We start from the raw sequence: 18,048 nt of genomic DNA on the forward strand, positions 1-18,048 counted from the left end.
GATGTGCGAGTACTGCGGCTGCCAGTCGCTGACCTCGATCGACGAACTCACCCGCGAACACGACGCGGTGGTGGCCCTCTTCAGCCGGGTGCGCACGGCCCGCGGCACGGGCGACACCGTCACCGCCGCCGGTCTCGCGCGGCGCATCGCGGCCGTCCTGGCGCCCCACACCCAGGTGGAGGAGCACGGCCTGTTCCCCGCGATGGCCGCCGAGTTCCCCGACCGGATCGCCGCCCTGGAAGCGGAACACCGCCGGATCGAGGCCGTACTGGCCGAGGCCGCCGACGGGGTGCCGGCCGACCCGGCCCGGCCCGACCGGCTGCTGGACGTCCTCGCCCAGCTGCGCGAGCACATCCTCAAGGAACAGGACGGCGTCTTCCCCGCCGCGTTGGCGACCTTGACCACCGAGCAGTGGGAGGCCGTCGAGGCCGTGCGGGCGCGGGCGGGCAGCGCCCTGCCCCCTCCGGCCGCGTGACCGGAGGGGGCAGGACACCGTCATCAGGTCTGCGCCGGCGCCGTGTCCGCGCTGTCCGCCAGCCACAGGTCGGGACCGAAGACCTCGTACCGGATGCGGCGGGCGGGGACACCGGCGGCGAGCAGCTGGGCGCGCACCCCGCGCATGAACGGCAGCGAACCGCACATGAACACCGCGGCCCCGTCAGGCAGTTCGAGGCCGGACAGGTCCATCAGGCCACTGCGCGCCTCCGGTTCCTCCGGGCCGGGGCGCTCGTACCAGAACACGGCACGGGCGTCCGGCAGCCGCTCGACCAGCTCCCGCGTCTCGGCGCGCAGGGCGTGCTCGGCGGGAGAGCGGTCGGCGTGCAGGACCAGCACCGGGCGGGTGGACCCGAGCGCCGCGAGGTGGGACAGCATGCCGGTGAGGGGCGTGCAGCCGATGCCCGCCGAGACCAGCACGACGGGGGCGGAGTCCTCGGCGTCGTCCAGGACGATGTCGCCGGACGGCGTCGACAGGGTCAGTTCGTCACCGCGGCACACGTCGCCGAACAGCAGGTTGGAGACCTCGCCGTCCGGTGCCCCCTCCGTGCCGGCGACCCGTTTGACGGTGATCCGGCGCAGTTCGCCACCGGGCTCCGAGGACAGGCTGTACTGGCGCAACTGCCGCACGCCGTCGGGCATCAGCACGCGCACACTGACGTACTGGCCCGCCCGTGCGCGCGGCGCGGGCTCGCCGTCGGCCGGGCGGATCACGAAGGACACCACGTCCGGGGTCTCCGTGCGGCGCTCGACCACCGTCCACCGGCGCCAGATGCGGCCGGGCCGCAGCCCCGTCTCGTGGTAGAGACGCGCCTCCATGGCGATCAGCGCACCGGCCATCAGCCAGTACACCTCGTCCCAGGCGGCCGCCACCTCAGGGGTGACCGCGTCGCCCAGGACGTCGGCTATCGCGGCGAACAGGTACTTGTGCACGATCGTGTACTGGTCGTCGGTGATGCCGACGGAGACATGCTTGTGCGCGATGCGCTCCAGCAGGGTGTCCGGACGGGTGTCCGGGTGGTCGAGCAGCGCGCCCGCGAACGCGGCGATCGAACCGGCCAGCGCCCGTCGCTGGGCGCCGCTCGCCTGGTTGCCCCGGTTGAACAGCCCGTCGAGCAGTTCCGGCCGGTCGTGGAACATCGTGCCGTAGAAGCGCGACGCGATCTCGTCGAGCGCTCCGGTCACGGCGGGCAGCGTGGCCCGGACCACGGACGCGGACTCTGCGGACAGCATGGAACCTCCCGTAAGGGGATGGGGGAGTCGGTGACCGCGGCACCGGATGCGGCGGCGAGTCCCTGTGTACCAGCGGGCGGCCCGCGTTTTCGCCCCGTTGTGCCCCCGGTGGCGTATGCAGGACCAACGGACGCCGGAACGGGGCCGTTGGTCCCCATGAGGCCGCGTCGTGCCGGGACTCAAGGTCCCTGGGACGGGCTCCCTCCGGCCCTGTCCCCGCGCTGCCGGACGGTGTCACACCCGGGTGGACGGCCGCGCCTCGGCGAGCCGGACGCCGGTGATCAGGTCGGGGACGATCCGGATCGCGTAGTCCATCGTCCGGTCGACCCAGGGGCGCAGCAGGGCCTGATAGCGGGCCAGTTCCCCGGCGTCGGTCACCGGCCGGGCGTAGCCGGTCACCACGACGCTCCACCCCAGGTGCGTGTCCGGGTCGATCGAGTCGGCCTCGTAGGCGACCACGACACCCGGATCACCGGCCTTCTGCGTACGGGAGGTCAGGGCCGCCCCCTCGTGGGTGCGGATGACGATGTCGCCGTGGTCCAGGACATGATTGACCGGCCGGATCGTCGGCAGCGCCTGCCGTGTGAAGACGACCCGCCCCAGGGAGACACTGCCCAGCAGCGCGAGGGCCTCCTCGGCGCCCAGCTCGATGCTGCGACGCGGCGCCACCGGGGTCGAGGGGACGTGCTCGCAGGTCATGGCATGCTTTCGTCGGAGTCACAGGTACGGTCGATTCATTGGAGCGCCGTCGGCGAGCCCCGGGCTAGGGCCGTTCGGCCCCCAGAACGGCTCAGCCCGGCCCGGCACGGATCCCGCGCCCCGGTTCACCGGGCTCGGACCGGCGGTGGCGGTGCCCTTCGGCGCCGCCGGCGAAGGCATGCGGGGCGTGGTCCTGCTGGTGCGGCAGGCGGGCAAGGCGGTGTTCTCCGCGAAGGAGACCGAGCCGCTGCAGGGATTCGCCGCGCAGGCCGCCCTCGCGATGGAACTGGCGGAGCGGCGCCGGGACGCCGAGCAGATCGCCGTGCTCCAGGACCGGGACCGGATCGCCCGGGACCTGCACGACCTGGCGATCCAGCGGCTGTTCGCCACCGGCATGACGCTCCAGAGCGCAGGCCGTCTGATCGACAACGGTTCCGCGTCGGAGCGGGTGCTGCGGGCGGTGGACGACCTGGACGAGACCATCAAGATCATCAGGTCGACGATCTTCGGTCTCCGGGCGCGCGGCACCGCCGCCGGCGCCGGGCTGCGGGGCCGTACGGTGCGGGTCGTCGGTGAGGCGGCCCCGGTCCTGGGCTTCGCCCCCAGCCTCCGGATGGAGGGCCTGCTGGACACGGAGGTGCCCGGCCGGATCGCCGAGCACGTGGTCGCGGTGCTGTCGGAGGCCCTGACCGACGTGGCCCGGCACGCGCGGGCCGACCGGGTCGCCGTGGCCCTGGAGACCGACGGCCGCGAGGTGCGGCTGACCGTCACGGACAACGGCGTCGGCATACCGTCCGGAGGCCGCCGCAGCGGGCTGCGCAACCTGGCGGAACGCGCCGCTCAGGTGGGCGGCGAGCTACGGCTCACCAGCCCCGCGGACGGCGGCACCACCCTGGAGTGGCGGGCGCCGGTGCCGGACGAGGGCTGATCGCGAGGTGCCGGCCCGGCCGGTCAGAGCAGTCCGCCGCTGCCGTACGGCGCGTACAGGTCGAGCAGCCTGATCCGGGCCGCCTGCAGCCGGTGGGCGACCACCTTGCCGACCCAGACGGCGACCGTGCGGCCGAACTCGGGATCGCGGGCGCACATCTCCCGCATGGCGTCCGCGTCGAACTCCCAGGCCCGCACCGGCGTCGTGGCCTCGCCGCCCAGTTGCCACAGGTAGGGCGGGAAGTGCCAGGACCAGCCGACGAGTTCGCCGTGGCCCAGCGTCTCGATGACGGGGGCCCGGCGGCCGGGGACGCGCAGGTCGAGGCTGACCGTGCCGGTCCGCACGATCCAGAACCGGTCGGCGCGCCGTCCTTCCTCGAAGAGGCGGGTGCCCTCCGCGACGGAGACCTCCCGTGCGATCCGCATGAGTCGCTCGCGGTGGTCGCTGGGGAGGGCCGCGGACAGGGTGGTGGCAGAGGTCATCGCTCCGGCTCCTTTCGTGCGGTCACCGCGGACGGACGGCGAGGGAACCGCTCGGCGGGGCGGTCGGCTGGACGGTCCGAGAACGCCGTTCGTCCGGCCGCCTCTCGCCGTACCCTTCGGGTGCACGCCGGGGGCTGTCGACTCGAGCGTCCCGCCGACCGGCACGGGACACCAGGGGCCACTCGGTCCCGACCGCGGGCCGTTCGGCCCCGGTGGCTCACGCGCCGCCCGGCCCCTGTCGCCGAGGACCGCGACGGCCAGTGGCCGCTCGCCCACCGGGACGCGCGTCACCCGGCCGGTGCCGACCTCGACGACGACGCTCAGGCCGTTCCGGTAGCCGTCGCGGGCGAAGCCGCCCGAGACGTAGGCGGTGCGGCCGTCGGCGAGCGGGTGACGGCCCGTGCGGGCCGTCCAGGGGGACGACCCGTTCGCCGCCGCCGGGCGTGCGGACGGTCAGGGACGGGCCGTCGTCCTCGGACGGGTCGATGCAGGGTGCCTTCCGGCGTGCGCGCGGACGCACCGCCGGATTCGGGCGTGCGCGTGCACGTGCCGCCGGAGTCGGGCGTGCGCTGGGCCGTGCCGGAGGGCCGGGCGGAGACCGGGGACGCGGCCCTGTCGTCCGGTCGGCTGACCCAGCAGCGGTGCGGGGCCGGACGGACCGGTCAGCCGACGGGAAAGGGAAGCCGAGCCGCCAACTCGCCCAGCGCGGCCGTCTCCGCCGAGGTCGGCGCTCGCCGTCCGGTGCCGATCAGCAGCGCGTCCCGGTCGGTGAACGACGCGGGGAACGGTGCCGCGACGACCCCTTCCAGCAGCTCCCGCGCCCGCCTGAGCCCCTCCGCGGGCGGTGGCGCCGCCTCCGGGAGGTGCGCGATCAGGTCGAGGTGGTGCAGGGACCACTCCAGTACGTACGCGCAGAGATAGTCCCCCGCCGTGAGTACCTGGTCCTGGGTGCCGACCCGGCCGACGGGATCCGCGAGCGCGGCGGCGCGGCCGGCGGCGGAACCGACGTCGTCGAGGTGGAACTTGAGCAGCCCCGGCTGCTCGTAGGCGGCGGCCAGGCGGACGATCAGCGCGTCGAGCGGATCGTCTCCCGTCGGGGGCTCGACCACCTGCCAGTAGGTCACCGCGTCGCGGGTCGGCTCCTCGGCGGTCGGGGTGGCCAGGGTGACCAGGACGTCCTGGGCGTCGACGACCAGGTGGCACACCAGGTCCCGGACGAGCCAGCCGGTGCAGCCGGACGGCCGGGCGAAGTCCTCGTCGGAGAGGTCGGCGACCGCGGCGAGCAGGGCCGACCAGGAACTGGAGAAGAGATCCACGCCCGACAGCCAACACCAGCGTCGGCCCGGCCGCGACCGAATTCGCGGTGTCCCCGGCCGCTACCGCGAGCACACCGCCCGCAGGGATCAGCTCTCCGGGACCTTGACCCAGTCGAGCGTGCGCTCCACCGCCATCTTCCAGCCCGCGTAACCCTCCGCGCGCCGTTCCTCGGACCACTGGGGCTCCCAGCGCCGGGACTCGCTCCAGTGGGTGCGAAGTTCGTCGGTGTCCTGCCAGAAGCCCGTGGCCAGCCCCGCCGCGTAGGCCGCGCCGAGGGCGGTGGTCTCCGCGACGACCGGGCGGCTGACGGGGACACCGAGGACGTCCGCCTGGATCTGCATGCACAGGTCGTTGGCGGTCACACCGCCGTCGACCCTGAGCACGTCCAGGTGGACCGAGGAGTCCTGCTCCATGGCCTCGACTACGTCGCGGCTCTGGTAGCAGATGGACTCCAGCGTCGCCCGTGCCAGGTGGGCGTTGTCGTTGTACCGGGCGAGGCCGACGATCGCGCCCCGGGCGTCGGAGCGCCAGTACGGGGCGAACAGGCCGGAGAAGGCGGGGACGAAGTACATGCCGCCGTTGTCGTCGACCGTGCGGGCGAGTTCCTCGCTCTCGGCGGCGGTCTTGATGATCTTCATCTGGTCGCGCAGCCACTGCACGGCGGACCCGGTCACCGCGATGGAACCCTCCAGCGCGTAGACCGGAGGGTTGTCGCCGAACTGGTAGGCCACGGTGGTCAGGAGGCCGTGCTGGGAGCGGACCAGTTCGGTGCCGGTGTTGAGGACCAGGAAGTTGCCGGTGCCGTAGGTGTTCTTGGCCTCACCGGGCGAGAAGCAGACCTGGCCGACGGTCGCCGCGTGCTGGTCGCCCAGGACCCCGGTGATGGGAACGGCGGCGCGCAGCGGCCGGGAGGTCCGGGTCGTGCCGTAGGCATCCGGGTGCGAGGAGGGGTGGATGGCGGGCAGCATGCTCCGCGGGATGCCGAAGAAGCCCAGCAGCTCGTCGTCCCAGTCGAGCGTCTCCAGGTCCATCAGCATGGTGCGGCTCGCGTTGGTCACGTCGGTGGCGTGGATGCCGCCGTCGGGACCACCGGTCAGGTTCCACAGGACCCAGCAGTCCGTGTTGCCGAACACCGCGTGTCCCTGTTCCGCCGCTTCGCGGACGCCGTCGACGTTCTCCAGGATCCACTGGATCTTTCCGGCGGAGAAATACGTCGCGGGCGGCAGCCCGGCCTTGCGGCGGATGACGTCTCCCCGGCCGGTGCGTTCCAGGTTCGCCGCGATGGCGTCGGTGCGGGTGTCCTGCCAGACGATGGCGTTGTAGTAGGGGCGGCCGGTGCGCGGGTCCCAGACCACCGTGGTCTCCCGCTGGTTGGTGATGCCGATGGCCGCCAGGTCGGTCCCCGACAGACCGCCGTTGCGCAGGGCGTTCTGCATCACCGAGTTGGTGCGCTCCCAGATCTCCACCGGATCGTGCTCCACCCACCCGGAGCGGGGGAGGATCTGCTCGTGCTCCAGCTGGTGCTTCGCGACCTCGTTGCCCCCGTGGTCGAAGATCATGAACCGGGTGCTGGTGGTTCCCTGGTCCACCGCGCCGATGAAGTCCGCCATGTTCGCTCCGCCTCTCCGGCCGGTGTCGGTCCTGGTTCGGGCACCTCCTCGGACAGACTAAGGCGGCTTCCGGCAAACCGCATATAAAGGACATGGTCGGCGCGGTGGTCGCCGGTGGCGGCCGAAGCCACCACCGGCCGCCGGTCAGGGAGCGATCGGCATCCGGCGCTTGTGGTCGGTCTGCCGGTAGCGGGTGACGATCGTCTCGAAGGCCTGCTCCTTCACCGGCTTGCCCTCCAGGAAGTCGTCGATCTCGTCGTACGTGACCCCGAGGGCGTCCTCGTCGGCCTTGCCGGGGTCGAGGGTCTCCAGATCGGCCGTCGGAACCTTCCGCACCAGCTCGGCGGGGGCGCCCAGCGCGTCCGCGACGGCGCGCACGCGGCGCTTGGTGAGGCCCGTCAGCGGTACGACGTCGGCGGCGCCGTCGCCGAACTTGGTGAAGAAGCCGGAGACCGCCTCGGCGGCGTGGTCGGTGCCGACGACCAGGCCGCCGTGCGCTCCGGCCACGGCGTACTGCGCGATCATGCGCTGCCGGGCCTTGATGTTGCCGTGCACGAAGTCCTGGTGCTGGGCGTCGCGGAAGGCCACGTCGGCGGCGAGCAGGGCGTCGAGCGTCGCGTCGCCGGCGGGCTTGATGTCCACGGTCAGCACCTGGTCCGGCTGGATGAAGGAGAGCGCCTGCTGGGCGTCGTGCTCGTCCGCCTGGATGCCGTGCGGCAGCCGCATCGCGTAGAAGCGGGCCTCGTGTCCCGCGGCGCGGGCCCGCTCCACGGCGAGCTGGCACAGCCGGCCCGCGGTGGTCGAGTCGACACCGCCGCTGATACCGAGCACGAGGGCGCGCAGACCGGTGGAGGTCAGCCGCTCGGCGAGGAAGGCCACCCGGCGCTCGATCTCCCGTTCGGCGTCGAAGGTCTCCGCGACCTCCAGTTCCCGGGCGATCTCCTTCTGCAGGGCGATGGACGCCGGCTCGCTCAATTCCGCTCCTTGTTCGACGGGCAGGTGTTTGTCGCCTCAGCCTACCCAGAGGCGCCCGCGGCACCGGTTCGCCCAGTGGACCCGTGGAGCGGGGGTGCGGGGCGGCGTTCAGGGACCGCCCCGCACGGCTTCGGGTCAGTCCAGCGGTTCGACCCGGATGTTGCGGAACCGGACCTTGTTGCCGTGGTCCTGGAGCCGGATCGCCCCGGCGGCCGGCGTCTCGGCCCTGCCCGCCGCGGTGGGCCCGTCGAGGGCGACGTCGTCGTGGACCGTCTCGCCGTTCCACACCACCGTCACCCGCGCGTCGGCGGTCTTGGCGCCGTTCTCGTCGAAGCGGGCGGCACGGAAGACGATGTCGTACGTCTGCCACGTCTCCGGGGCCGTCGCCGCGTTGGTGTCGGGTGCCTTCTTCAGGTAGATCGCCCCGGCCTCGTTGGTGTCGGGGGTGGTGTCACCGTAGGAGTCGAGGATCTGCAGCTCGTAGCGGTCCTGGAGGTAGATGCCGCTGTTGCCGCGGTCCTGCCCGGTCACGTCGTCCGGCAGCAGCGGCACGCGGAACTCCACGTGCAGCTTGAAGTCCTGGTAGGCGTCCTTGGTGCGGATGTCGCCGCAGCACACCTCCATCGACCTCTCCTCGGCCGGCGGCCACGCCACCTGCCGTCCGTCCGTGTGCTGCCACTGCTCCTGCGAGGCGGCGGTTCCGTCGAACAGGGCGACCTCGGCGCCGTGCGGGTGCACGGTGATCAGGTCGAGGTTGACGTGACCGGTGTCGCCGGGGTCGTACCGGTAGGAGACGGTGTTGTGGCCGGCGCGCAGCCGCAGGCTCTCGGTCCGCGTGGACCAGGTGTCCCAGTCCCCGGTGGAGGGGAGCTGCGTCTGGCGCACCTTTTTCCCGTTGGCGTACAGGGAGAGCGACTTGGTGCCCTCGAAGGGGTTCGGGCCGTTGGAGTAGCGCAGGCCCACGTCGTAGGTGCCCGGCTTCGGGACGGTCACGTCGAACGTGGTCGTGACCTTGTCCTCGGTGGCGTAGCGGTCGACGAACCCGCTGCCGGAATAGCCGACGTGGTCGGTGTTGATGCCCGCCTTGCCCGTCAGACGCGCCTCCTCGGCCTCGTACAGGGTGGCGGCGGGCGGCTGCTTGCCGGGCATCTCGTTGAGCGTGTACCAGGCCTCGGTGCTCCACAGCATCTCACCGGAGGCCGAGGTGAAGGGGCGCGGGGAGCGCACGTGCACGACCCGGTCGGGCTGGAGGCCGTCCAGTCGCAGCCGGACGGTGCGGCCGTCGTCCGAGAGCGTCGCAGACCGCACGGTCAGCTTCTCCTCGGCGATCTTCGGGCCGCCGTAGTCGCCGGTCGGCGTGTAGCGCCACTGCTCGGCCTCGTAGCGGGCGGCGAGTTCCGCGGCCGTCTCCTCGGACACCGGCTGGGTGTACGTCAGGTCGAAGCCGCCCGGTACCGCCCGCATCTTCTGGACGTCGAAGGTGTTGCCGCTGTTGGGCGTCAGCTTCTGCAGTCCGAACTTGAGCTTGCCCTCCTGTCCCCAGTTCCCGTCGGCGCCGAGACCGCCGGTGTAGATCGCACCGTCGGGGCCCATCGAGACACGGTTGACGCCCGCCTCCAGGCCCTGGGTGTAGCGGAAGACGGCGCCCTGGTACTGGCCCTTCACCTTCTCCAGATAAGCGCGCTGCAGACCGCCGTAGGTGACGTCACCGATCAGCATCTGGCCCGCGAACCTGCCCTTGGTGAGGTACAGCGGGGTGGAGGGCGAGTTGCCGATCTCGTTCTGCGGCAGCCAAAGCACCGGCTCGGTGACGGGGGAGCCCTCGAAGGGGCCGGCGGGCTCGGTGTAGTGGTTGAAGAAGCGGTCCTGCTTGATCTGGACGAGCTTCGAGGCGGGCAGCCAGCCGCCCTGGTTGTCGGTGGCGAACAGGTCGCCGCCCGGCCCCCAGCCGATGCCGTTGGGCGTGCGCAGCCCGCCCGCGACCGGGCTGATCTTCCCCGTCTTCTTGCTGATCCTGTAGGTCGTCCCGCGGTTGGGCGCGGGCTGCGGGGTGGTGGTCGCGCCGCCGAGGTCGATGGCGACGGAGAGGTTCACGTAGAAGTAGCCGTCGCGGTAGAGCAGGCCGAACGCGAACTCGTGGAAGTTGCCGCCGTAGGGCCAGGTGGCGACCGTGCGGTACTCGTCGGTCACGTCGTCGCCGTCGCTGTCGACCAGCCGGGTCAGCTCGTGCTTCTGCGAGACGTAGAGCGAACCGTCCACGTACTTGATGCCCATGGGCTCGCGCAGCCCGCTCGCCACCTTCTCGGCGGTCACCTTGTCGCGACTGGTCGCACCGGTGACGTTGTCCAGGAGGTACACCTCTCCGGCAACGTTGTCGGTGCCGCCCCAGGTGCTGATCGCCAGGCGACCGTCGGGCAGCCAGTCCATGCCGGTGACCTGCGGTTCGAAGCCGTCGGGGCGCAGGTCGGTGAGGTCGAGGTCGGGGCGCACGGAGGTGAGCGGAAGACCGTCGCCCGGGGTGTCGCGCCCCGCCTCGCACTCCTTGCGGCCCGGCGCCGTCACCCGGACGACTCCGGCGTCGGTGCTCAGTGCCTCGGTGGGTACGACGGTGAACCCGCTCTCGCCCGGCGGCATCCAGGACAGCTGCAACTGCTGGCCGCCGCCGCGGTCGAAGTGCTCGATGCGCAGCGGGTGCGCTCCCGCGGTGAGTTCGACCGTGCCGTCCTTGGGCTCCGCGCCGTGCAGTCCGTCGTGGTCGATCACCGTGGTGTCGTCGAGGGTCAGCCGGGAGCCGTCGTCGCTGACGAGCCGGAACACATAGGTCCCGTCACGCGGCGCGACCAGGTAACCGGACGCCTCGGAGACGAAGTTGTCCGCGATGCCGCCGAAGTCGGCGGTGGTGGACCAGTCGACCGTCGGCATCAGCTTGTCGTGGTTGGGGGTCTGGCCCGGTTTGAGAGTGCACAGCTCGTTCAGGGGCGTCTGTACGTCGAACACGCGCAGCGTGACCCCGGGTTCCTGCGGCGGGATGTCGGCGAGGGCCGCCGGGGAGGCCGAGGACGCCGGAGCGGCCCAGGCGCCACCGACCGAAACGGCCGACGTCAGCAGGAGGATGAGGTGTCTTCGGGCACGCGATAAGAGCCGTTGGCGCATTGGTCCTCCGGAAGATGGGGACCGGACCGTGCCGGATATCGCTCCGGTCTCGTGCGGTATGACGGACGTTCCGCCGACAAGGTAGGAGACTTCCGCTTGACATGTCCATACTTTGTCATCGGTGTGTTCAAAGTTCTTGGCGCAGTGGTCCGCGTTCCTGGCGCCGGGGGCCGTCCCAGGGGCCCGCCCCCGGGCAGCCGTCCCCCGGAGGTCAGCGGCCTCTGCGTACCCGGGCCGCCGCGCGGGCCTCCGCGGCCTTGCGCGCCTCGACGGCCTTGCGGGAACCCTTCGCGGCGCGGCCCGGGCGGGTGCCCATCCCGCGGAAGGGTGCGTTGCCGCCCTCCTTGCCGGGTCCGGCCGGCGGGCGCTTCGCGCCGGTGATGGCCGTCAGCTTCTGCTCGCCCGAGCGCACCGGGGTCACCGTCGGCCGGATTCCGGCCTCGGACATCATCCGGCTCACGTCACGCCGCTGATCGGGGGTGACGAGCGTGACCACGCTCCCCGCCCGCCCGGCGCGCGCCGTACGCCCGCCGCGGTGCAGGTAGTCCTTGGCGTCGGCCGGCGGATCGACGTTGACGACGAGGTCGAGCGCGTCGACGTGGATGCCCCGCGCCGCGACGTTGGTGGCCACCAGCACGGTGAGCTCGCCCTCCACGAACCGGGCGAGGGTGTGGGTGCGCTGCGGCTGCGACTTCCCGCTGTGCAGGGCGGCCGCGGACACGCCGGCGGCCCGCAGGTGCCGGGTGAACCGGTCGACGCCGGCCTTGGTGTCGAGGAACATCAGCACCCGGCCGTCGCGTGCGGCGATCTCGGTGGCGGTCGCGTACTTGTCGGCGGGGTGGATGGTCAGTACGTGGTGCTCCATCTCGGTCACCGAGGCCGATGCCGGGTCGACCGACGCGAGGACCGGGTCGTGGAGATGGTCCCGCACCAGCTGGTCGACGTCGCGGTCGAGAGTGGCCGAGAACAGCAGCCGCTGCCCGTCGGAGGGCACCTGGTCCAGGATGCCGGAGACCTGGGGCAGGAACCCCAGGTCACACATCTGGTCCGCCTCGTCCAGCACCGTGACGCGCACGTGGTTCAGGTGGCAGTCCCGGCGGGACACCAGGTCGGCCAGGCGGCCCGGCGTGGCGACGACCACTTCGGCGCCGTCGCGCAGCGCCTGGGTCTGCCGGTTGATCGACAGTCCGCCGACGACCGTGGTCAGGCGCATGTCCAGTGCCCGCGCGTACGGCGCCAGCGCGTCACTCACCTGCTGGGCGAGTTCCCGCGTCGACACCAGGACGAGGGCCAGCGGCCGCTTCGACTCCGCGCGCCGGCCCGCGGTCCTGGCGAGCAGGGCGAGCCCGAAGGCGAGTGTCTTGCCGGATCCGGTCCGCGCCCGGCCGAGGACGTCGCGTCCGGCCAGCGCGTCGGGCAGGGTCGCCGCCTGGATCGGGAACGGCTCCGTCACCCCGAGGCCGGCCATCGTCTCCACCAGCGCCGGCGGCAGCCCGAGGCCGTCGAAGGATGCGGTCGGCTTCGCGTTCATGGGGGACCTTTCTGATCAGGCGCCCGGAACGCGACCGGGCCCGTACCCCTCGGTACGGACCCGGGCGCCTCAAAGCGTGGGCCCATTTTACCAGCCGGCGGCCCTGCGCCCCGTGGCCGGTCGTGCGGTGCCCGCTCGGACCGGCCCGGCCGAGCGGCCGCGGCCGAGGCGGGGCTCCGCTGCCCCGGTCGCGTGCGCCGTGTGCCGTCCCGACGGCTCAGCGCACTCGTCCCGACTCCGGCGGTGAGCCGCGCCGCGCCGCCTGAACACGGCGGCGGCTCCACACGAGCAGGGCGAACAGCACGAAGCCGGAGATGATCAGACTCGAACCGGTGGCCCATCCGGAGTACGGCAGCTCGGGAACGAGGCCCCACACCACCCCGGCGGCGACGAGGAAAAGCCCCACCAGCACCGAGCCGGCGATACGCCATCGGGAGGAGACGCTCTCCTCGGCCGCGCGCATCGCCCGGACGCGGACGGGGGCGACGAACCGGTCCAACGCCGGAACGGCGCGCGCCAGCAGCACCACCCCCGCGAACACGAGCAGCAGGCCGGGCCCGGGCAGCACCAGCAGCGCGACGCCGACCAGCAGCAGGACGGCGCCGAGGACACCCAGGGCGGTCCGCCGGATCGACTCGACACCCCGCGCCATGGCACCCCACTCTCCTGCGGTCGGGAAGAACTCCGGTTCCGTCGGCGTGCCCAACCTTAGGCAGCAATCGACGCGCGGGCGATTTCGGCGGAGAACCGGCGACCGGCGCCCCGCGGAGTGCGGTGGGCCGGTCCGTCCCGCCCTGTCCGCCAATGCCCGCCACGGGGAAGGCAGTTGCGGGCAGGCCCCATCGACGTGCGCGGACTTGGCTGCTAGACCTGCACCACCCGTACCACCTGCACCCGCCGTCCAAGGAGGAGCATGTGAGACCACGTCGCGCGGTCGTCCGGACCGCCTCGGCACTCGTCGCCGCCCTCGCCCTGACCGTCGGCCTCGGCGGCCCCGCCGTCGCGGCGCACGAGGCGGAGGCCGGGCCGGCCACCACCGGCCCCGTCACGCACGAGGAGAACGACCGCGTCCCGGAGGGTTCGGTCTGGACCCAGCACTACTTCCCGTCCTCCGACCGCTCCGGCACCCGTCTCCACGCCGACGTCCTGCTGCCCGAAGGGCTGAAGCGGAAGGAGAAGGTTCCGGTCATCCTGTCGATCGGCCCGTACTTCGCCCACGCCGGCCAGACCGGCCCCGAGGGCTGGACCCGCAGCGGGCCGTCCGCCCGCTTCCAGGACTTCATCGAGGGCACCGACCTGTTCGACCAGGGGTACGCCTTCGTCATGGTGGACCTGCGCGGCTTCGGCGGCTCCACCGGCTGCCTGGACTGGGGCGGGCCCGGCGAACAGGCCGACGTCAGGGCCGCGATCGACTGGGCCGCGAAGCAGCCGTGGTCCACCGGCGCGGTCGGCATGTACGGCAAGTCGTACGACGCCGTCACCGGCCTCATCGGCAACAACCTGGACCAGCGTGCGCTCAAGGCGGTCGTCGCCCAGGAACCGCTGTGGGACATGTACCAGTACATCTACTCCAACGGTGTGCCCCGCCCGAACGTGACCGGGACCGCCGACGCGTACAACTCCATCGCCTCGATGCCCCCGATGGCGGACGACGACCCGCGCTACCGGGCCGCCGCACGCTACGAGGAGAGCCACCCGGAGTGCCTGACGGAAAACTCGGCCGGATACCGGATATCCGACCAGCGGGACGAGCACTGGACCTCCCGTGACCTGGCGAGGATGGCCAGGGGCAGCGACACCCCGCTGTTCGTCACGCAGGGCTTCGTCGAGAACAACACCAAGCCCGAGGAGATGGAGGAGTACCTCGACAACCACCGCGGCCCCGAGCGCGGCTGGCTCGGCCAGTGGGACCACGTGCGCGGCGGCGACCGCGTCGAGGACGGACGCCTGGCCATGGGCCGCGAGGGCTGGTACGACGAGACCCTCTCCTTCTACGACCAGTACCTGAAGGGCACCAGGCCGACGGTGCGCTACCCGGCCTACGCCGTCGAGGACTCCACCGGCGCCTGGCGGGCCCAGCGCACCTGGCCCGTCACCGAGCGGTCGGTCACCCTCCCGCTCGGCGGCGGCTCCTACGTGGACGACGGAGGAGCGTCCGCCCGCGCGGCGCTGACCGCGTCCGGCAGCCCGGCACCGAAGGCACCGCCGCAGCCGACCGGCAGGTGGGACATGGAGAACGCGCCGGCGACCGAGCAGCCGGCCCCGGCGGGGCTGGCTGCGGAACTGGCGAAGCGTCAGCGCGCCGGTGAGGTCGCCTCCAGCTTCTTCGTGTGGTCGAAACCGCTGGGGAAGGCCACGCGCGTCACCGGCACCCCGCAGGTGTCCCTGACGGCCCGCGGCGAGGGCAACGTCATGCTCAAGCTGTACGACGTCGCCCCGGACGGCACCGCCGTCATGTTCGACGAGCAGGTCTCCCTGGTGAAGTCCGGCCGCATGAGCGTCGATCTGAAGGCGACCGACTGGACCCTCGCCGCCGGGCACGTCCTGGCCGTGGAGATCGGTTCCGTCCAGACCGGCTCCTGGCGCGACACGCCCTCCGGCGAGACCATCGAGGTCAGCGGGGCCAGGCTGGGGCTGGCCCTGGACGATCCGGCCGACGACGTCGCCACCGCCGGTGCCAGGTCGCCGTACCTGGACACGTATCTGCGCCAGTACACGGTGAGCCTGCCGGACGGCCCGGGCACGTTCTCGGTGGTTCCGGGCGGCCGGCCGTGACAAGCTGTGCTCCTGTTGTCCGAGCCCAGGAGGTCGTCATGACTGAAGAGTCTTCATCGCAGGCAGGTTCGGAACCGGCGGAGGACGAGCGCACCGCCCTGACACCCGACGCCGACGGTCAGTACGACCTGAAGGGCAAGTTCCGCCAGGCGCTGGAGCGCAAGCGCGGCAAACAGGCGGAGGCCGCGGCCCTCGCCGCGAACGCCGACATGGCGAAGATCCGGGGTACCCACGGCCCGGCCGCCAGCCAGCGGTCGTTCCGGCGCAAGAGCGGCTGAGGCCGCGCGCGACCGTCCCGGGCAGGGCCCGACCGTGGCAGCACGGTCGGGCCCTGCCCCTCGTGGGTGTCCGCTCGGGGTGCTCAGGGACGGGCGGTGAGATAGCCGCCCATGGAGGTGAAGTACTCCGTCGCGGCCGACTCCCGCCCGTCCTCCGTGCGTACGCGCGTGACGGCGAGGCCGTGGTTGCGGCCCCGGCGCGCGTCGGCTCCGGCGACGATCACCACGCCCTCGCCCTCGCGGTAGAAGATCCGGCCGGGCGTGCCGCCGTAGCGGCCCTCGGAGACCACGGCGGCGAGGATTTCGAGCCGCCTGCCCCGGTGGAAGGTGAAGGCGCTGGGGTACGGCTCGGACTGGGCCCGGACCAGACGCTCCAGATCCTCGGCCGGCCAGTTCCAGTCGATGCGGATGTCCTCGGCGGAGCGCTTGTGAAAGAAGCTCGCCCGGGACCGGTCCTGCTCGGTGAACTCCGTCTGCCCGGCCGCGATGAGTCCGAGGGCGCCGATGGTGACCGGGGCGATGAGGTCGACCGTCTTGTGGAACAGGTCGGTGGCGGTGTCCGTCGGGCCCACCGGCACCGCCTCCTGCCGGACGATGTCACCGGCGTCCAGCTCGTCGTTCATCATGTGCGCGGTGACGCCCACTTCGGTCTCCCCGTTGATCAGCGCCCAGATCAGGGGGGAGAACCCGGCGTACTTCGGCAGCAGGGAGTCGTGCACGTTGAGCGTGCCGTGGCGTGGCAGGCGGAAGATGCGCGGGGGGATCCAGGTCCGCCAGTTGTTGGCCACGATGATGTCCGGATCGGCGTCCTCGAGACGCTCGAACAGCTCGTCGTCGTCCGGGCGGTTGCGGATCAGCACCGGGACGCCGTGCTCCTCGGCGAGGTCGGCGACGGAGTCGCTCCAGATCTTCTCGTACGCGTGCTCGCTCTTGGGGTGTGTGACCACGAGGACCACGTCGTGCTCGGAGTCCAGCAGGGCTCGCAGGGTGCGGTGCCCCCAGGTCTGGTAACCGAACATGACGACCCGCATGGGGTTCCTCCTCAAGGCAGGGGCTGACCCGGGTAGTTAAGCAAGGCTTACCTTAGTGCGTAACCTCCTTGTGTGACACCCCAGTTGGCGCGAATCAACTCCTGGTGCGCCCTATCGACAGCCGTATTTCATTAGCTTAGGCTCACCTAAGTTTCCGGCGCACGAGGGGAGTGACATGTCACAGGTTCTTCCTGCTGACTCAACGCTGGTCCACGACCTCATTGGTATCGGCTTCGGACCGTCCAATGTCGCCATGGCGATCGCGATCCGCGAACACAACGCGCAGGCCGGCGGGCAGGAGGCGCTCGACGCCCGCTTCTTCGAGCAGCAACCGCGCTTCGGCTGGCACCGCGGCATGCTGATCGACGACGCGACCATGCAGGTGTCCTTCCTCAAGGACCTGGTGACACTGCGGAACCCGGCCAGCGAGTACAGCTTCCTCTGCTACCTGCAGAGCAAGGGGCGGCTGATCGACTTCATCAACCACAAGAACCTCTTCCCGCTGCGGGTCGAGTTCCACGACTACTTCGAGTGGGCCGCGGCCAAGGTCGACGACATGGTCTCCTACGGCCACGAGGTCGTCGGCGTCGCACCCGTCGTGCGTGACGGAGTCGTCGACCACCTGGAGGTGACGGTCCGTTCCGGGGAGGGGCTCGAGATCCACCGGGCGCGCAACCTCGTCGTCGGCACCGGGCTGCGTCCTCTCGTGCCGGAGGGTGTGGAGCGCGGCGACCGGACCTGGCACAACTCCGAACTGCTGGCCAAGGTCGACGCGTTGGAGGGCACCTCGCCCTCCCGGTTCATCGTCGTCGGCGCCGGGCAGAGTGCCGCCGAGAACGTCGCCTACCTGCACCGCCGCTTCCCCTCGGCCGAGGTATGCGCGGTCTTCGCGCGCTACGGCTACAGCCCCGCCGACGACAGCGCGTTCGCCAACCGGATCTTCGACCCGTCGGCGGTCGACGACTACTTCACCGCGCCCGGCAGCGTCAAAGGCCGGCTGATGGACTACCACGGCAACACCAACTACTCCGTGGTGGACATCGACCTGATCGACGACCTGTACCGGCAGATGTACCGGGAGAAGGTCCTCGGCAGCGAACGGCTGCGCTTCCTCAACGTGTCCCGGCTCACCGACGTCAAGGAGACGCCGGACCGGGTGCGCGCCACCGTGACGTCCCTGGTCACCGGCGAGGAGACACTCCTCGACGCGGACGTGCTGGTCCTCGCCACCGGGTACGGCCCGGCCGACCCCCTCGGACTGCTCGGCGAGGTCGCGGACCGCTGCCTGCGCGACGACGAGGGCCGGGTGCGCGTCGAGCGCGACTACCGCGTCGCCACGGACCCCGGCCTGCGCTGTGGCATCTACCTGCAGGGCGGCACGGAGCACACGCACGGCATCACGTCGTCGCTGCTCTCCAACACCGCCGTCAGGGTCGGCGAGATCCTCGAGTCGCTCCTCGGCCGGGGGCTCAAGTCCGCGTCGGACGAGGTCCGTACGGTCGCCGACGGAACCGGCACCACCGCGCGTTAATGTACGGCGC

Annotated in this window: 14 protein-coding genes and 1 pseudogene; 5 read left to right on the top strand and 10 right to left on the bottom strand. The window is 71.8% G+C overall.

What is annotated here, in order from left to right; translation table 11 throughout:
* The first annotated feature begins 1 nt into the window (after window position 1).
* Complete coding sequence (locus tag ABS735_RS16065) at window positions 2-475, top strand: hemerythrin domain-containing protein (protein ID WP_373905496.1); 474 nt, start codon at window positions 2-4, stop codon at window positions 473-475.
* A gap of 23 nt (window positions 476-498) precedes the next feature.
* Here the strand turns inward: ABS735_RS16065 and ABS735_RS16070 are convergent, their stop codons facing one another.
* Together ABS735_RS16070 and ABS735_RS16075 are read right to left on the bottom strand one after the other, a co-directional pair.
* Window positions 499-1,728 carry a globin domain-containing protein gene (locus ABS735_RS16070; protein ID WP_373905495.1) on the bottom strand — a complete coding sequence of 410 codons (1,230 nt, stop codon included), beginning with the start codon at window positions 1,726-1,728 and terminating at the stop codon, window positions 499-501.
* Between the two features lie 234 nt (window positions 1,729-1,962).
* Window positions 1,963-2,427, bottom strand: coding sequence for a pyridoxamine 5'-phosphate oxidase family protein (locus ABS735_RS16075; RefSeq protein WP_373905494.1), 465 nt, complete (start codon window positions 2,425-2,427; stop codon window positions 1,963-1,965).
* 34 nt (window positions 2,428-2,461) lie between these two features.
* On the opposite strand from ABS735_RS16075, the pseudogene ABS735_RS16080 reads away from it, so the two are divergent.
* A pseudogene (locus tag ABS735_RS16080) lies at window positions 2,462-3,355 on the top strand (GAF domain-containing sensor histidine kinase); the annotation flags it as partial.
* Between the two features lie 23 nt (window positions 3,356-3,378).
* Here ABS735_RS16080 and ABS735_RS16085 read toward each other — a convergent pair.
* The 7 genes from ABS735_RS16085 to ABS735_RS16115 all read right to left on the bottom strand — a co-directional run bounded on the left by ABS735_RS16085 (window position 3,379) and on the right by ABS735_RS16115 (window position 13,075).
* A complete protein-coding gene (locus ABS735_RS16085; RefSeq protein ID WP_373905493.1) occupies window positions 3,379-3,837 on the bottom strand; it encodes a cyclic nucleotide-binding domain-containing protein in 459 nt (152 codons plus the stop codon).
* 662 nt (window positions 3,838-4,499) lie between these two features.
* Complete coding sequence (locus ABS735_RS16090; protein ID WP_373905492.1) at window positions 4,500-5,153, bottom strand: maleylpyruvate isomerase N-terminal domain-containing protein; 654 nt, start codon at window positions 5,151-5,153, stop codon at window positions 4,500-4,502.
* A gap of 87 nt (window positions 5,154-5,240) precedes the next feature.
* A complete protein-coding gene (glpK, locus tag ABS735_RS16095; RefSeq protein WP_373905491.1) occupies window positions 5,241-6,764 on the bottom strand; it encodes a glycerol kinase GlpK in 1,524 nt (507 codons plus the stop codon).
* Between the two features lie 144 nt (window positions 6,765-6,908).
* Window positions 6,909-7,739, bottom strand: coding sequence for an ammonia-dependent NAD(+) synthetase (gene nadE, locus ABS735_RS16100; protein ID WP_373905490.1), 831 nt, complete (start codon window positions 7,737-7,739; stop codon window positions 6,909-6,911).
* 135 nt (window positions 7,740-7,874) lie between these two features.
* Window positions 7,875-10,892 (bottom strand): 3-keto-alpha-glucoside-1,2-lyase-like domain-containing protein, encoded by a 3,018-nt coding sequence (locus tag ABS735_RS16105; protein WP_373905489.1) that lies wholly within the window; start codon window positions 10,890-10,892, stop codon window positions 7,875-7,877.
* Window positions 10,893-11,103: 211 nt separating this feature from the next.
* The gene (locus tag ABS735_RS16110) at window positions 11,104-12,423 is read right to left on the bottom strand and encodes a DEAD/DEAH box helicase (RefSeq protein ID WP_373905488.1); all 1,320 of its coding nucleotides are present in this window, start codon (window positions 12,421-12,423) and stop codon (window positions 11,104-11,106) included.
* A gap of 217 nt (window positions 12,424-12,640) precedes the next feature.
* Complete coding sequence (locus tag ABS735_RS16115; RefSeq protein ID WP_373905487.1) at window positions 12,641-13,075, bottom strand: PGPGW domain-containing protein; 435 nt, start codon at window positions 13,073-13,075, stop codon at window positions 12,641-12,643.
* Between the two features lie 263 nt (window positions 13,076-13,338).
* Between ABS735_RS16115 and ABS735_RS16120 the strand changes: the two genes are divergently transcribed.
* Both ABS735_RS16120 and ABS735_RS16125 read left to right on the top strand, forming a co-directional pair.
* Window positions 13,339-15,198: a CocE/NonD family hydrolase gene (locus tag ABS735_RS16120; protein ID WP_373905486.1), complete on the top strand. Its 1,860-nt coding sequence runs from the start codon at window positions 13,339-13,341 to the stop codon at window positions 15,196-15,198.
* Between the two features lie 38 nt (window positions 15,199-15,236).
* Window positions 15,237-15,476 carry a DUF5302 domain-containing protein gene (locus ABS735_RS16125; RefSeq protein WP_373905485.1) on the top strand — a complete coding sequence of 80 codons (240 nt, stop codon included), beginning with the start codon at window positions 15,237-15,239 and terminating at the stop codon, window positions 15,474-15,476.
* Window positions 15,477-15,559: 83 nt separating this feature from the next.
* Here ABS735_RS16125 and ABS735_RS16130 read toward each other — a convergent pair whose 3' ends face one another.
* Window positions 15,560-16,507: a methionyl-tRNA formyltransferase gene (locus ABS735_RS16130; protein WP_373905484.1), complete on the bottom strand. Its 948-nt coding sequence runs from the start codon at window positions 16,505-16,507 to the stop codon at window positions 15,560-15,562.
* Between the two features lie 175 nt (window positions 16,508-16,682).
* Here ABS735_RS16130 and ABS735_RS16135 point away from each other — a divergent pair, with 175 nt between their 5' ends.
* The gene (locus ABS735_RS16135) at window positions 16,683-18,038 is read left to right on the top strand and encodes a lysine N(6)-hydroxylase/L-ornithine N(5)-oxygenase family protein (protein ID WP_373905483.1); all 1,356 of its coding nucleotides are present in this window, start codon (window positions 16,683-16,685) and stop codon (window positions 18,036-18,038) included.
* The last annotated feature ends 10 nt before the right edge of the window (window positions 18,039-18,048 follow it).

It is taken from the genome of Streptomyces sp. MMCC 100 (assembly GCF_041538145.2).
Lineage (GTDB): Bacteria > Actinomycetota > Actinomycetes > Streptomycetales > Streptomycetaceae > Streptomyces.